Source organism: Reichenbachiella sp. MSK19-1 (genome assembly GCF_003590315.1).
Lineage (GTDB): Bacteria > Bacteroidota > Bacteroidia > Cytophagales > Cyclobacteriaceae > Reichenbachiella > Reichenbachiella agariperforans.
The window spans coordinates 52,630-68,040 of sequence record NZ_MIER01000002.1; the positions used below are offsets into that span (position 1 = coordinate 52,630).

12 protein-coding genes are annotated in these 15,411 nt (G+C 42.3%); 3 read left to right on the plus strand and 9 right to left on the minus strand.

Features of this window, described 5'->3' with window-relative positions; translation table 11 throughout:
* Positions 1-243 precede the first annotated feature (243 nt).
* The 3 genes from BGP76_RS00385 (at position 244) to BGP76_RS00400 (ending at position 4,983) form a co-directional block, all read left to right on the plus strand.
* Positions 244-3,033, plus strand: coding sequence for a TonB-dependent receptor (locus BGP76_RS00385; protein ID WP_119844291.1), 2,790 nt, complete (start codon positions 244-246; stop codon positions 3,031-3,033).
* A 284-nt stretch (positions 3,034-3,317) separates the two neighbouring features.
* Positions 3,318-3,713, plus strand: a complete 396-nt coding sequence (locus BGP76_RS00390) for a hypothetical protein (RefSeq protein ID WP_139280908.1) — start codon at positions 3,318-3,320, stop codon at positions 3,711-3,713.
* A gap of 817 nt (positions 3,714-4,530) precedes the next feature.
* On the plus strand, positions 4,531-4,983 hold the full coding sequence (locus tag BGP76_RS00400) for a hypothetical protein (RefSeq protein WP_119843207.1): 453 nt from the start codon (positions 4,531-4,533) through the stop codon (positions 4,981-4,983).
* A gap of 201 nt (positions 4,984-5,184) precedes the next feature.
* On the opposite strand, the gene BGP76_RS00405 is transcribed toward BGP76_RS00400, so the two are convergent.
* The 9 genes from BGP76_RS00405 to BGP76_RS00445 all read right to left on the minus strand — a co-directional run bounded on the left by BGP76_RS00405 (position 5,185) and on the right by BGP76_RS00445 (position 15,368).
* Complete coding sequence (locus tag BGP76_RS00405; protein WP_119843208.1) at positions 5,185-6,591, minus strand: M48 family metalloprotease; 1,407 nt, start codon at positions 6,589-6,591, stop codon at positions 5,185-5,187.
* Positions 6,592-6,916: 325 nt separating this feature from the next.
* Positions 6,917-7,723 (minus strand): 4-(cytidine 5'-diphospho)-2-C-methyl-D-erythritol kinase, encoded by an 807-nt coding sequence (ispE, locus tag BGP76_RS00410; protein WP_119843209.1) that lies wholly within the window; start codon positions 7,721-7,723, stop codon positions 6,917-6,919.
* Positions 7,724-7,788: 65 nt separating this feature from the next.
* Positions 7,789-8,601, minus strand: coding sequence for an enoyl-ACP reductase (locus tag BGP76_RS00415; protein WP_119843210.1), 813 nt, complete (start codon positions 8,599-8,601; stop codon positions 7,789-7,791).
* A gap of 75 nt (positions 8,602-8,676) precedes the next feature.
* Complete coding sequence (recN, locus tag BGP76_RS00420; RefSeq protein WP_119843211.1) at positions 8,677-10,332, minus strand: DNA repair protein RecN; 1,656 nt, start codon at positions 10,330-10,332, stop codon at positions 8,677-8,679.
* A 60-nt stretch (positions 10,333-10,392) separates the two neighbouring features.
* Positions 10,393-11,298 (minus strand): DUF4835 family protein, encoded by a 906-nt coding sequence (locus BGP76_RS00425; protein ID WP_158583968.1) that lies wholly within the window; start codon positions 11,296-11,298, stop codon positions 10,393-10,395.
* Entirely contained in the window at positions 11,285-12,478 is a 1,194-nt protein-coding gene (gene coaBC, locus BGP76_RS00430; RefSeq protein WP_119843213.1) for a bifunctional phosphopantothenoylcysteine decarboxylase/phosphopantothenate--cysteine ligase CoaBC, read from the minus strand. Before coaBC ends, BGP76_RS00425 begins: the two co-directional genes overlap by 14 nt.
* A gap of 9 nt (positions 12,479-12,487) precedes the next feature.
* Positions 12,488-12,811 carry a DNA-directed RNA polymerase subunit omega gene (locus BGP76_RS00435; protein ID WP_073120379.1) on the minus strand — a complete coding sequence of 108 codons (324 nt, stop codon included), beginning with the start codon at positions 12,809-12,811 and terminating at the stop codon, positions 12,488-12,490.
* 4 nt (positions 12,812-12,815) lie between these two features.
* Positions 12,816-13,631 (minus strand): outer membrane protein assembly factor BamD, encoded by an 816-nt coding sequence (locus BGP76_RS00440; RefSeq protein ID WP_119843214.1) that lies wholly within the window; start codon positions 13,629-13,631, stop codon positions 12,816-12,818.
* Between the two features lie 84 nt (positions 13,632-13,715).
* Positions 13,716-15,368, minus strand: coding sequence for an OstA-like protein (locus tag BGP76_RS00445; RefSeq protein ID WP_119843215.1), 1,653 nt, complete (start codon positions 15,366-15,368; stop codon positions 13,716-13,718).
* Between the last annotated feature and the right edge of the window lie 43 nt (positions 15,369-15,411).

A 15,411-nucleotide genomic window follows, 5' to 3' on the forward strand; every position in this document is an offset into this window, starting at 1 on the left:
TTTTTATTCATTATCTTTTGTGGAGTAAAACACTTCGTTTTCTGCGTTTTAACCAAGGCTTTGGTGAATGGCGAAATAGTTTTTAAGATCGTTCATACTTCAAAAATAATAACCAGATCAAAGCTATAGGACTGTAGGTTTATTCACTCTCATGGGTGATTTGTGTTGCGTGATTTTAAGTGATGGGTATTCGGTTATTGCGGTTTTTGAAGTTCTTCATTTGCAAAAACAACTATGGAAATCATGATAATAAAAATCACAGAAAGACTGTTTTTAAGCAGTGAAAACCAAATTAGTAGCTATGTTCGAGCCTTGCTCAGGTTTGGAGTATTGCTGTTTCTGAGCATAAGTATTTTTTCTGTCTCACATGCACAGGAAAGCAGCATGATTATAGGGACTGTTTTAGACCAAAATAAAGAAGCAGTACTTGGTGCTGCAGTTGTGATCAAAGGAACGAGCTTGGGTACAGTAACGGATATGGATGGGAAGTTCTCTATCCAAGCGAAGGAGGGAGATGTATTTACAGTGAGTTTTGTCGGTTATACAGATGAAACTTTTGAGGTTGTAGGAGGGGAAACAGAATACACTATAACGCTAGAGGAAAATGCGACAGAGCTCGGGATGGTGTATGTCGTGGGATCTAGAAATGCCAATCGTTCGGAATTGAATTCTGCAGTTCCAGTGGATGTGTTGGATGTGTCAGAGTTGTCTGCTAATACAGGGCGTGTAGAAATTAATCAAATTCTGCAATATGCGGCCCCATCTTTTAATGCTACCAAACAATCAGGGTCTGATGGTGCAGATCATGTGGATCCAGCATCTTTGAGAGGTTTAGGTCCCGACCAAACGTTAGTTTTGGTCAATGGAAAAAGAAGACACCAATCATCACTTGTTAATATTTTTGGTACAAGAGGAAGGGGAAACTCTGGTACAGACCTGAACGCTATACCAGCATCTTCTATTAAGAGGGTTGAGATATTGAGAGATGGCGCCTCTGCACAGTATGGATCAGATGCTATTGCAGGTGTTATTAATATCGTCTTGAAAGATCAAACTGAAGGGGTGACTGGTGGAGTTACTTATGGTGCTTACAGTACAAATGTAGGAGGTGATTATGAGCAAAAGATATTTGATACCCAAGATGGGTGGGAGACACTTATTTATAATGTTAATGGTAAGAACCGCTTAGATGGAGAGGAGAAATCATTTGATGGTAATACGATGAAGATTGATCTGAACTATGGGATGAAAATCGGAGACAAAGGTGGGTATGCTAATATCACTACGGAATACCTGACTAAGGATAGAACGCTCCGACCAAGTTATGAATGGCGGAAAGGCTATGGTACAGCAGGTGTTGATGGGTTTAATTTCATGGTCAATACGGCGGTTCCTATTACAAACAGTATAGAGTTTTATGCCTATGGTGGTCGTAACTATAGAGATACGGATGCTTATGCGTTTTCTAGAGATAGTTTTGATGATGGAGACAATCGTTCGGTACCTAGTTTGTACCCTAATGGTTTTACGCCGAGAATTACTTCTGTAATTACTGACATATCAGCTACAGCAGGGGTTCGTTATGATATGGACAATGGATGGAAAGTTGATTTTTTCAATAATTACGGGAAGAACAATTTTCATTATTTGATCAAAGATTCAAACAATGCCTCGTTAGGAGCAGCATCTCCTACTGAATTTGATGCAGGAGGACACAGCCTCTCTATGAATACAACAGGGATAGATTTTACAAAGTATTTTGAAGATATCGCATCAGGACTCAATATCGCTTATGGTTTAGAGTATAGAACTGAGCAGTTTGAGATTTTTGCTGGAGAGCAAGCGTCATATGGTATTTACGATCAGAATGGGACTTTTATTTCTATCCCAGCTGAGCAGACCCCAGCAGTGGATAGCAATGGCGATCAGTTGCCAGGGGGATCTCAGGGATTTCCAGGGTATAGTCCTTCTAATGAAGTGGATAAAGGACGTACTAATTTTGGAATATATGTAGATGCAGAACTGAATATCATCGAAGATTTGTCGGTGAGTGGAGCGTTGCGCTTCGAGGAGTATAGTGATTTTGGAGAAACCTTTAACTATAAGCTAGCCGCTCGGTATGAAATACTAGATGGCCTTGCAGTACGAGCGTCAGCGTCGTCAGGCTTCAGAGCTCCTTCTTTAGCCCAGATTCATTACAATTTACTTTTTAACAACATAGTAGCAGGTACATCGATTCGTACTTTACTCGCATCTAATACAAGTACTGTGACTCGTGCATTTGGAATCGAGCCGTTAAAGCAAGAGACGGCTCAAAACTACAGTGTAGGTATAACCTATGAAAAGGGCGATTTTACAGCTACTGTGGATGCTTATTCTATCTCGGTGGATGATAGAATTATCTTGACTGATAATTTCGACGCGTCTAGTCTAAACGTAGGTGCTGAAGCGGCTCAGTTTTTTGCGAATGGAGTGGATACGAAGACCGAAGGAGTAGATATTGTTCTCTCTTATAGAATGGAACTAGGTGCTAAAGGTAACTTTCAGGTAGGTTTGATTGGGAATATCAATGAGCTGACCATAGAGGAAATTCATAATGGCGATTTGAATGAGTATACCTTTTTTGGCCCTTTTTCTCAGGCTTATTTGAAGGCTGCTGCTCCTGATTATAAATTTGGGTTAAATTTAAATTACTCATCCCCAAAGCTAACAGCTAGCGTAAACTTGACACAGTTTAGTGAAGTTCAACTTCAAGACTTTCAATGGGTAGACTCACCTCCGACAACAGATACTGAGGCAGAAGCGCTTTATGCAGTTGCTACAGATACTTATGAGGCGATAATGACAGTAGATATGAGTGTAGGGTATAATATTACCGAAGGGATCAAATTTACCATTGGAGGAAATAATATTCTTAATAAATATCCTACTCCTCAGTTTGATGGATGGACGGATCAAGGAGGATTTAATGACTCTGTTCAGATGGGATCGGATGGAGCCTACTTTTTCGGACGATTGAATTTTACATTCTAGCAATCCTAATATTGATTTTGAAAAAGGAGAGTGTAACAATAATTTATTGTTACACTCTCCTTTTTCGTTGTAGACCCAAACCCCATCTCGTAAGGTGCCTGCTACGGATAGTTTTATCTAGGGTTTTGTGTTCGGATGCGTTCGTTATGGGACGGTTTTGTGTTCGATTTTTTGAGCGGTCTATCTAGGGATTAGTTGTAACTGATTGATGTACAGTTGTTTTGTGTTTTGGCACGTCGTTGGTCATGATAGAGTCAGATATCAAAAACCAAAATCATAAAGACATGAAAAATTTAATCAAAACTTCCTCACTTGTAATTGCAACAATACTAATGATCACCACTACATCTTTTGCCGGAGGGACAAAAGAGAAGGCGATAGAAAAGGCCGTAGACGCGGTAGAAAATGGTGCGCCTGACGATTGGATGTTGCTCGCAGAGCAAGCAGACTATTTGATCAAAAAGGACGCTGGGATGACCAAAGCCAAAACATGGATCGAAGCGTCGTTAGCTATCAAAGAAGCTCCATATAATCTAGAAGTAATGGGTGACTACTACAGCAAGTGTAACCTGAAAAGAGAAGCCATGATGCATTACATCAAATCTATGAATGCACTGAAAGCAGATGATGCGACCGTAGATACCTCACACATTCAGGACAAGATAGTCGCACTGAGATAACAAAGAAAAAGTAGAATCCTCATAGAGGAATGAAGGGGCGGCATCATGCTGCCCTTTTGTTGTTGTAAGGGTGTTTGTAATGACTTTGGGCGTGGGGCAGGGGCTGGTTGGGTGCAGTCAAGATAGTCTATGATGCAAAAAAGGTCTGACAGGTTTCTGAAACCTGTTAAGTCTAAAAAAAAATAAACGCATTTCGCGAAAACAAGCACTAGGTAGTCAGAAAACACCCTCATCTCATCAAAAAATGACCATTAGCCAAAAGAAAATGACAGTTCTTGATAAAAAAATGACTGCTGTCGGATAAAAAATGAGCACTGTCAAGTAAAAAAGAACCATCACTGATCAATAAACGACCACTTCCATACAAAAAACAGCCACTGACCTCTAAAAAATGACCATCTACACCCGGAAAATGACCATCTACACTCAAAAAATGATAAGTATCAAGTTTGGCGAGATGCCAATCATCCAATTATTTTGGGCAGTAATAACTTAATCGATGAGAAGTTGGAAGATGTCCATCAAAATCCAGTGCATGATGAAATTGTAAATGAAGCATCTGCCTATTTGTACAATTCTACCAGAGGTTATGAAGGAAGAAAAGGACTATTATGGATTGAGTTGATTGAATAGAAGATGCAAGGAGTTTGGTAGTCGTCACGGATTGCGCCCGAAAGGGCTAAATGGACTATTGGATATTCTATTGGATGAGGACGTTTATTTCAATGTATTTATAAAACAATATTCTTTTAAAGAATATTTCAATGGGGTGTAATAATCTTTGACTTTAGCTACTAATTAAGAAAAGGTTAAAATCATGACATTAAAAAAAGCACTTGACTATTTTCAAACTATAGTTTCCCAGACAAGTAAAAAGTCTGAAATCAAGATTTATAACGAATTCATTCGAATCTTAACCAGTTTAGAAGAAAGAGAATTATTAGCCACGGAAATTGATGCGATAGAAACAGAATTGAAAAGGCTTAATCTAAACGCTACGGCTAATCACAATAAAAGGTATTATAAAAAAGCACTTACGCAATTTGAAAAATATTTAAAAGATACATTTTCATTAACTACCAAGGGGTATTATACAAAAATTGGAAGTTCTTTGGGAATGACTTTCGGGTTGCTTTTTGGAATTGTGTTTTTATCTAGTCATCAGCTGTCTACAGGAGTTGCACTGGGCATTTCACTCGGTATGTTTGTTGGTCTTCTCATAGGACGCCATTTGGATGCAAAAGCGGTGTCTTCAGGAAACATGGTTTAACATTTTCTCTTTAAGGTATTAAGTAAATAAGGTGAGCAACGGGTTTTACACTTCCGCAATTCTACCTTATTCAGGAATAATCATAAAGATATCCCGAATAGCGGACGTTTGAGCAGAGCGTAAACGCGTGACCGTGGGATATGCATCATCCCTTACCTTAATAAATGAGTAATCATTCTTACCTGTCACCCTAGTTTGCATTTAAGGCTTATAAGGCTCTTCTTCGACGAACTTGATGAATTCTCCTTTGACTCTTTCGTCCTTTGTCGTGCTGTTGATCACTTCTAGCAAGACCAAGTGATCCGTGAGGTCCTTCTGTACTGCATACTCACTTACGGTCATATCAGGCGCTGCCTCGTATCGTAGACGAGTCGTCACGACCTGACCTCTTTCGCTATCTGTGATCGTATTGAAGGAATTGATAGAGGCTAAAACACTGTCCATCTGTGCCTCTTTGCTTGCAGTGCCCATCAGTTGTAGTACGCCTTCCATTTCTCCGAACTTGATCCATGTGATGACGATTTTATCTTTGCCCGACTCGACGAACAGTTCCACTGCTTCAAAACCATTGACATCCTTTTTCTTGTCCACCGTTAGCATCAGTCCTTTCTTGCCTTTCAGCTCCTTGACATAGTCTTTGTAAGCCGCCTTAGGGGTTTCGTGCTTTCCATCAAAACCCAAAACCAAAGCAGCTCCAGTTTTCTGATCCACAGCGGTCAGCGACTCTGGTGTATTTTTAGTTCTCCATTCGGTAGGCAGCTGCATTGCGAAATTCATATCTGGGTGCAAAAAATTATTATCAGACGTGACTACTCCATTTCTTGGGTTTTGCCCCACTACCAGTCCGTCCAAGTCTGGCAGGATGCTTTCATCTGTTCCCTCAAAATCCGGCATTACAGACAACTCTTCACTAAGGCTTTTCAATCGTTTATCTGTCAATGGATGATCATCGAAGAGACTGAAACTGCTCTTTTTACCCGAAAGGGTGGTTACATAAAACTCTAACTTCGTCAAGGCACTAGAAAGTGCCTCAGGATCGAACCCAGCCTTGGCCGCCAAAGCAAGTCCAGCCTTGTCTGCTTGATTTTCCTGTCCTCTGTCAAACGCCGAACCTACGGTGTTAGAGGTCAACTCTATCGGTGCGTTAAGCAAGGCGCCAACTGTCTCACTAAATAATGCTCCGACGATATTGCCAGGCAGTTCTAGTAGGGTAGGGACTATTTTTCTCGCCAGCTTCTTCTCACTATGACTGAGTAGCACATGACTAAACTCGTGCCCTAACACACCCGCCAATTCGTCCTCAGTATCAATGATCGCCAGCAGTCCTCTGGTCACGAATACATATCCACCAGCAGTAGCAAAGGCATTTGGGTCTTCGGTATCCACCAAATAGTATTTGAAATCGTATTTCTTTTTATCTCCCATCTGCGCTTCGAGTTTCTTACCCACGGTCATCACGAAAGACAACAGCTCTTCATCTTCATAGATACCCATGGAACTCTTTACTTGCTCGAGTGTAGCTTTTCCTATCTTCTCACTTAGGGATTTTTCTTGCCCCATCACCTGTAGGGAAAATGCAACTAGAAAGGTTAGTATGGTAATTCTCATTGTCTTGTTATTTTCTATTTAGAAATACACACTAATATACATCGTGTGTGTATTCTTTCTTGATTTGTCTCAAAAAAAGTACTTGACAGGCTACAGTGAATCTAAAAACATGTTCGATTTTAACTTTCATTAAACCCTTGTCGGAAATAGATCAATCATACTTTGTCTTCAAGTCAGACAGGCTCTTCCTTTTTTCATTGCTCAAAAAGGGAGCAGAAAGGCTAGGGAATTATAGACTCGCTATCGCTCAAACAGTATAATTCTCAAAAACATTGAATCAAGCATATAGAAGAGGATTTGTATTCAAGGTTTAATCGAACTCAAGTTAAAAAATATGTTCGTGGTGATTTTTGTGTTTCGAATCCACAGTCACAGTCGCCTCTGTAGCAAATAACCCATAGACTGAACTTCCGCTACCCGACATGGCGGCATAGTGCGCACCTTGGTTATATAAACCTTGTTTGATAGCAGCTAACTCTGGATGTGCTGCAAATACAGGCTGTTCAAAATCATTGATCAACAAATCTCGCCATTCACCTATCGCCAGTTTCAAAACATCTGCTGGCATGTGCGTAGGCTTTTGCGGTCTAATCGCCCGAAAGGCCGATGAGGTATCGACATGTATCTCTGGGTAGATAACTACCATTTTGTATCCCGACAGATCTAGATCGATGGTCTCAAATTCATCACCTATTCCACCTACCATTTGTGTCTGGTTTCGGATAAAAAACGGACAATCAGCACCCAAGCTCGCAGCATACTGTTCTAGTTGCTGATAGTTCTGTTGGAGATCAAAGAGTTCGTTGAGTAGTCGGAGTGCGTAGGCACCATCTGCCGAACCTCCTCCCATACCAGCTCCCATGGGGATCACTTTGTGCAAGTGCATCTGTACAGGCGGGAGATCAAAATCGTGACGGAGCGTTTCATAGGCTTTGACGACCAGATTGCCTGCCGTATTACCTGGGATAGGCAACCCTGACGAAGTAAAAGAAAAAGCATCAGCCTGGACAATCTCTAATGCATCGCACCAGCTGATAGGGACAAAACAAGAAGATATGTTGTGATAGCCATCGGGTCTTTTGGAGAGGATATTGAGACCTAGGTTAATTTTAGCATTAGGGAAAGCTATCATCGGCTATAGAAATGGGTAATTCAAAAAAAGAGTCGAGATGCTCGTCTCGACTCTTTCTAGCTATATTATTTTTTCAATTGCTCCACGAGACGCTCAGTGATCCCTGATGAAGAGAATCCACCATCGTGCATCAAGTTTTGCATCGTCACCATTCTCGTCAGATCAGAGAACATAGACACACAGTAGTCTGCGCATGCATCCGCAGAGGCGTTGCCTAGTGGAGACATCTTGTCTGCATAATCCATGAATACATCAAATCCACCAACACCAGAACCGGCAGTAGTCATCGTCGGAGACTGTGAGATTGTATTGACTCTTACATTCTTCAAACGAGCAAAACGCTCACCATAGCTACGCGCGATAGACTCTAGCATGGCCTTGGCCTGTGCCATATCCGAGTAGTCTGGGAAAGTGCGCTGTGCAGCGATATACGATAGCGCTAGAATAGATCCCCATTCGTTCATTGCATCTTGTTTCTCAGCTACAGCCATCATCTTGTGAAAAGAGATCGCAGAGATGTCCATAGACTTTAGCATCCAATCATAGTTGAGGTTGCCATAGTCTTTGCCTTTTCTCACGTTAGGGCTCATCCCGATAGAGTGCAGTACGAAATCGAGTTTGCCACCAAGTACCTCAGTAGATTTAGAAAACAGGTTCTCAATGTCTTCTACAGATGTCGCATCCGCAGGGATGATTTCAGCGTTGCACTGCTCAGCGAGCTTGTTGATTGCCCCCATTCTCAATGCAATCGGTGCATTGGTCAAGACAAAAGAAGCACCTTGCTCCTTGGCTTTGAGAGCTACTTTCCAAGCGATTGAGTTTTCGTCCAATGCTCCAGAGATGATACCTCTTTTCCCTTCTAAAAGATTGTTAGCCATGTGATTATGTTTTTATTGATTATTCGTTTGTTCCTATTTGGTGGCAAAGATATCAAAGTCTTTGACTTTGCTTTTCTATTTTTCGCCAATGAGTTCTCGTGCACTATTGATCGCCATCTGCGATGGGTTGTCTCCTCCTATCATTTTGGCAATCTCCTCTAGCCGTGATTGATCGTCTAGCTCTCGGATGGCACTCTGTGTTTTGTCTGAATGGTTGTCTTTGTAGACGAAATAATGTTGGTCTCCTTTGGCTGCTACCTGTGGGAGATGACTGATTGCGATCAACTGATGATTGCGAGCCATCTTCTTCATCATCTGTGCCAGCTTGATTGCGATCTCTCCAGATACACCCGTATCGATTTCATCAAAAATCACCGTCGGCATAGCGGTCTTGTTGGCGAGTATATACTTGACACAAAACATCAAGCGTGAAAATTCTCCTCCAGAAGCTACTTTGGCGAGTGGTTCTGGACTAATCCCTTTGTTGGCAGTGAACAGAAACTCTACTTCGTCTATCCCCATCTTCCATGGATCGACACGCTTGTAAGCGACTTCTACAAAACCGTCAGGCATCCCGAGGACTTTGAGCATCGTGGTGATCTGCATACAGAACTCATCGATCTGCCCTCTGCGTTTATCAGAGAGTACCTCGGCTGACTGCATGAGTTGCTTCTTGAGCTGTTCATGCTCTTTCTCCAATGCAGCGATTTCATCGGTCAAGTTGAGCGAATCAGATGCTTCCTCTTCTAGGCTGGCCTGAATGTCCAATAGACCTTGTACGGTATTGACTTGATGTTTTTGTTGGAGTTGGAAAATCAAATTGAGCCGTTCCTGCGCCGCTGACATCCGCTCAGGGTTATGCTCTACCGACTCTTGGACTTGACCCAACTCAGCGATCACATCGATGATCTCTGTCGCTGCTGAGTCCAGCCGTTCACTCAAACTCCCCAGCTGCGTGCTATAGGTAGACAGTTTGCGCAGAACGCTTACGGTTTCTTTGAGTCTGTCGTTGATAGCGATCTCCGACTCGTCATATTGAGTATGGATTTGCACTAGTTGCAGTTTGATCTCCTCTGCATGTTCTAGTACGGAGAGTTCTGATTCTAATTCTTCCTGTTCCTGAGGTTGGAGTTCGGCTTTGACCAGCTCGTCTAATAGATAGGTTTTATAGTCTGCATCTTGTTTGGCTGATTTGGCTTTCTCTTGCAGCCTTTCCAGTTTACTCTTACATTCATTGTAGGCGGTATATACCTTTCGGTAATTTTCCAGCTGAGGTTGACTCTGCGCAAAATCGTCGATCACCTGTAGTTTTACTTCCTTCTTGCCCAACTGTAGACTTTCATTCTGCGAATGAATATCGATTAGTTTGAGCCCCAAAACCTTCAGTACGTCAAGGGTCACAGGCATGTCATTGACAAAAGCACGGGATTTTCCTTTCGGACTAATCTCTCGGCGGATAATCGTGTGATCGTCGTACTCCAGATCCATTTCGTCAAAAAGCGTCTGTAACTTAAGTTTGGTCACATCAAACTCCGCCTCGACGATACACTTCGTCTCCTGATCCAATAGTGCCTTGACATCTGCTCTGTTGCCGAGCAACAAGCCTACTGCGCCCAGCATAATAGACTTACCAGCACCTGTTTCTCCAGTAATCATATTTAGGCCACTATGTGGCGCTATATTTAGCTCACGAATGAGGGCATAATTACTGATGGAAAGATTAGAAATCATGGTGGTATCTTGCTGAAGCGTACGACAATAATGAAAGAGCGAATTTAAAAATAATTGACTCTAGTTGGTCAAAATCTCTTTGAATTCGTCAGTCCGAGCGGGATCAATTGTCTTAAGGATTTCATAGGCCTCTCTGCGGGTATTCATATCGCCCTCCGAAAAGATGCTGATCAATTCGTCCATTTTTGTATCCATGAAGGTGATCATCATGATGGAACGTGGCTTGGATCGATTGACTTCTTGTATTTTCTTGAGCGCTTCGAGTATGTTGGTTCTGGCTTCCTCGGGCTTTTCGCTCATGATATCTAATCCTTCTCTGTGGTACTGGTACATCGCCTCTCTAAAAGGTTTCATCACTTGATCAATGGAGTTCTCCGACCACCAGTATCTGTTTCGAAGATTATCGAACTGATCCCATCCTCCATAGCCACTTTGCTGTGCGGTACTGACCACCTGCCATGACTTCTCAAACAAAGCGTCACCCCCGAGCTTCTGAAAGGAGTCATAGTCATAGGCCAAAATCATATAGGCATAGTAAGCCAGCATAGAAGTGATGTTAGAGGAAAATGAGTTTTCGCTGTAGTTGAGCGGCTGGGACTCGGTGTATTCAAAATCAAAATTGCGATCGGCAAAATTGATCATCGACGTTTCGTAGCTGGTGCCATATACGGGGCGGGCGGAGATGATCTGAACACTGGCTTTGAAGTTCGCTACATCAGGCTGACTCTCCATGTTGATCATGATGGCACATTTGATCTTCTCGTAGGTTTGAAATTCTCCGTCCAACCACTTGCGGTCATTGATAAAACGAGAGAACTCGGTCTCCATCTCCTCAAATACACGACGTTCAGTGGTTTGTAGCTGCTTGGCATTGATCACCACTCTACAGTCTAGTTCCTGAGCGCTACTACTCGAAAGCATAAAGCCCGTTGTGAAGACTACCAAGATTAATCTATACCAAGTCATATATTGCATTTATGATGTCCACAGCCACTTCCTGCTTTGACTTTATGTCATAAGCCATGGACTGTCCTTCTCGGTTGAAGATAGTAATTTTGTTGGTGTTGTGCGAAAAACCAGCTCCTTTGTCATTGAGAGAATTGAGTACGATGAGGTCAAAATTCTTCTTCTCTAGCTTTTGTTTCGCATGCGTTTCTTCATTCTCAGTCTCTAGAGCGAAACCAATATTAAGTTGACCAGCCTTTTTACGCTGTCCCATTTCGGCCGCTATATCTTTGTTCTTGACCAATGTGATGGTCATAGACTCTCCAGTCTTTTTTATTTTTTGATCCGCCACTTCGGCTGGTTTGTAATCTGCCACAGCTGCCGCAAAAACAGCGATATCTGTATCCGTATATTGTCTCTCTACCTCCGCATACATATCATCTGCAGACTGCACTTTGGTCAATTGTACACGATCTGAATGAATAACATAATCGCCTGGTCCTGCGACCAAACGGACAACAGCACCTTCGTCAGCCAACGCATGCGCAATCGCTAACCCCATCTTTCCGGAGGAATGATTCCCAATGAATCTAACTGGGTCTATTGATTCATAAGTTGGTCCTGCTGTGACAATCACCCGTTTGCCTTCAAACCTACTGGACTTAGCAAAAAACTGCTGAATCTCTACCATGATATCTTCTGGCTCTGCCATGCGTCCAGTCCCAACGAGTCTACTGGCCAGTTCGCCATGTGTCGCATCGATGAGTCTCACGCCATGCGCCTGAAGTGTCTTCAGATTAGTCTGAGTGGATGGGTGCTGGTACATGTCTAGATCCATGGCAGGCGCCATCATTACAGGACATCTAGCTGAGAGGTAAGTAGCACAGAGTAGGTTGTCACACAATCCCAGTGCGAATTTGGCCAAACTATGCGCACTAGCGGGTGCAACGATCATGAGATCAGCCCACAGCCCTAGTTCGACATGGTTTTCCCATTCCCCAGCATCATTTTTGACAAACTGGGTAGCAACAGGGTTTTTGGAAAGTGTAGATAGTGAGAGGGGAGTGATAAAAGATCGTGCAGAGTTAGTCATAATGACTTTCACTTCAGCACCTGCTTTGACTAGTAGACGTACCAGTAGTGCAGATTTGTATGCGGCAATACTGCCGCATACACCTAAAAGTATCTTTTTCCCCTCCATGAGGGAGTATTATACGTTGATTCCGCCTTCTTCAACTTCGGCATCTCTAGCCAAAATCTTCTTCTCTATGAATTCTTCGATAGCTACTTTACTTGGCTTTGGCATTCTTTCGTAGAACTTAGAGATTTCTATTTGCTCTCTGTTTTCGAAGATTTCTTCCAAGTTGTCAACAGTCGAAGCGAACTCTGCCAGTTTACCACTCAACTCTTCTTTGACATTCGCAGATATCTGTCTTGCTCTTTTAGAGATAATCGCTATTGACTTGTATACGTTACCTGTATCTTCAGATAATTGAGCGACATTTCTTGTCTCTATTGAAGGATTAATTGCCATAATATTATGATCTATTTGATAATTTATCAATTTGTTCCACAGAATCGATGTAATACTTTTCTGCTTGCTTTATAAACTTACTGTTAGGATACTCATCTACTAACTCTTGATAGAGTTCGATGGTTTTTCCAAATCTTTCTTTCTGCTTTGCGCGGATACTTTGTTTGGCATAGCTATACTCCGAATCTATGGCCAAAAACATCACATCCTCATTGAGTTTTGAGTCTGGAAAATCTTTTTCAAAAGTCTCAAAGGCTACTCGTGCAGCCTCCCAACGCTCCAGTTTGTGGTATTGTTTGGCATTCTCAAACGCCTTTTTTTCCAACTTCTGCTGCATCTCATTGATCATCTCGTTTGCCTTGTCGGTATAGTCCGTGTAAGGATTTCGATTCAAGAAAATCTGAAATGCATCTATGGCTTTGTAGGTGCTCGTCTGATCCAAATTGTAATCTGGAGACTGTAGATACAGCGAGTAAGCTTCCATATAAGCAGACTCTACCGCCCAGTCACTCCTAGAGTAGACTCTAGCAAACTCTCCAAAATAACTAGCACTCAGGATATACTGCTCCTGATGATAATAGGCGTAAGCTCTATAAAAACTTGCCTTCTCTCCATCCACAGTTCCTTTGATGATCGGCAAAACCTGATCTAAAAGGACGCTGGCTTTGTAATACTCGCCTTCTTCATAGTATGCGAGAGCCGCCTGATACTTCCCTTGCCAATCTGTACTTTTTTGAAGCATACGAAATTCGCTACACGAAGTAGCCAAAATCAAGCCTAAAAACACTACAAAAACCCCAAAAACACTTGTTTTTCGCATAAGCCTGCAAATATAGTATGCTTTAAAATAATATCCTCAATTAATTTGTCGGGACGCAAACCCAACTTACTATGAACAATGCGTTTATCTCGGCTTTCGTTGCAAAGCCTTGTCTTGAAATTCCTTCTTTTGTTCTGGGCTCACGCGTTTATTGATTTCGTCATTGATTGCTTTGGCACTATCCTTTAGGCTGGATTTCTCAGGCTCTGGGGTGGAAGCATCCTTAATCGTTCGCGTTAGCACATCGTTTTTCGAAGGCTTTTCGTTGACACGCCAACTGAAACCATCCAAGAAATGCTGGGAAACAACCAATTCCAGTGGAGGTATGAACTGCGCTTCGGGCTGGTTGTAGAAAGTAATATTTCGCATATTATTCTCCTCGAAGTTGATCTTCATCCGGCTGCAGAAGATTTTGTTCATCCCAATAAATAAACTGTCGCCCTCTAGGACAAAGTAGTGGCTCTCCCCGTTACCGTTGACATCCATCGTCGAGATATGCCCTAACGTATCGAAGCGCCCAATCATCTCGCGTCCCTTGATCTGATTGTGCTGTCCCATCGTGTCTAGGGATGATAAAAAAGCTTGACGTCTCAAGTTCATCTGATAGATCAAATCATTCTTGAAAATTAAATCTATCGAGTCAGCTTCCATTTGGCTATTCTCATTCCAGAGAATCGGATCTCTGTACATGTGTATTGTCGAGTCAGATAGAAAATAAGCAATGGAGTCACATTTGCCTTGGAGCGCGTCTTGGTAGATCAGAATGTCATAGTAGCCTAGTACACGCTCCTTGTCTTTATCGACATTTTCTATGGCAACCAAGGTGTCTGCGGACATAAACAAAGTGTCCTGATCCTTCATGATTTTTTTCATCACGGGTTTGCCATACACCTTACTGATGCCCTGCTCCTTGTCATAGAGCGCCTCATCCCCGAAGATCACGATATCGTCCTTCTTAGAGGTCATCACGACGTTCCCTTTAGCGGTATAGAACTTCTTGAACTCATCAATGAATATATCATCCCCCACCAAGATGTAGTTTCGGGTCTCGATGGTTCCCTTGGCAAAGGTAGTCTGTTCTCGTAGTGTACGGTAGGTGCCTCCTTTGGAGTCTACAGTCGTTCCTTCTCGATCGTCTATATAGGTAGGGCCTGTCGATATAGCCACTTTAGTATAGGAAGAGTATTCCAGACTATCTGTTCTGAGATTAAAATCTGGAGACACGAGTAGTACGTCATTGTAGAAGTAGGCTTTCTCGGTTTTGGAGTAGTATATCCCATAGCTACTTGTGAGCGTATTGTGTTCGTCGACTAGTTTTCCATCGTTTTTGAATTCAGCTACCTCGGTTGTCATGTGGTAGTCTAGAAAGTCGGTGTACATCCGTTTCTTCCCTCTACGGTAGACCACATCTTCTCTTAGTAGCGCCATTTCTGTATCTCCCTCGTAGATCAACTTTCGCGCAGTGATCGTCACCGAGTCTCCATCCTTGATGCGTACACGACCATAAGCCTCCATGATGTTTTCATCCTTGAAAAAGTAGGCAGAATCACAATAGACTATCGTTTCGTTCTGAGTAAATACTACTTTGCCAATCAGCTTTTTGTATTTCTCTCCTTCCTCTTGTGCATTGGTTAGTTTTTGCGCCTTGTATCTAATTTTGCTCTTGCGCTGGGCTTGCATTTGATGAGCCCCGATCAGGACACTAAGGACTATCAATAGAAATTTTATTCGACGCATATTTAATGTGTGTAGAGCACAAAGCTAATTCGTATCAATAACG

Coding starts and splice junctions, on each gene's coding strand:
- BGP76_RS00385 (WP_119844291.1), top strand. CDS start 244: ATGATAATAAAAATCACAGAAAGACTGTTTTTAAGCAGTGAAAACCAA.
- BGP76_RS00390 (WP_139280908.1), top strand. CDS start 3,318: ATGAAAAATTTAATCAAAACTTCCTCACTTGTAATTGCAACAATACTA.
- BGP76_RS00400 (WP_119843207.1), top strand. CDS start 4,531: ATGACATTAAAAAAAGCACTTGACTATTTTCAAACTATAGTTTCCCAG.
- BGP76_RS00405 (WP_119843208.1), bottom strand. CDS start 6,591: ATGAGAATTACCATACTAACCTTTCTAGTTGCATTTTCCCTACAGGTG.
- ispE (WP_119843209.1), bottom strand. CDS start 7,723: ATGATAGCTTTCCCTAATGCTAAAATTAACCTAGGTCTCAATATCCTC.
- BGP76_RS00415 (WP_119843210.1), bottom strand. CDS start 8,601: ATGGCTAACAATCTTTTAGAAGGGAAAAGAGGTATCATCTCTGGAGCA.
- recN (WP_119843211.1), bottom strand. CDS start 10,332: ATGATTTCTAATCTTTCCATCAGTAATTATGCCCTCATTCGTGAGCTA.
- BGP76_RS00425 (WP_158583968.1), bottom strand. CDS start 11,298: ATGACTTGGTATAGATTAATCTTGGTAGTCTTCACAACGGGCTTTATG.
- coaBC (WP_119843213.1), bottom strand. CDS start 12,478: ATGGAGGGGAAAAAGATACTTTTAGGTGTATGCGGCAGTATTGCCGCA.
- BGP76_RS00435 (WP_073120379.1), bottom strand. CDS start 12,811: ATGGCAATTAATCCTTCAATAGAGACAAGAAATGTCGCTCAATTATCT.
- BGP76_RS00440 (WP_119843214.1), bottom strand. CDS start 13,631: ATGCGAAAAACAAGTGTTTTTGGGGTTTTTGTAGTGTTTTTAGGCTTG.
- BGP76_RS00445 (WP_119843215.1), bottom strand. CDS start 15,368: ATGCGTCGAATAAAATTTCTATTGATAGTCCTTAGTGTCCTGATCGGG.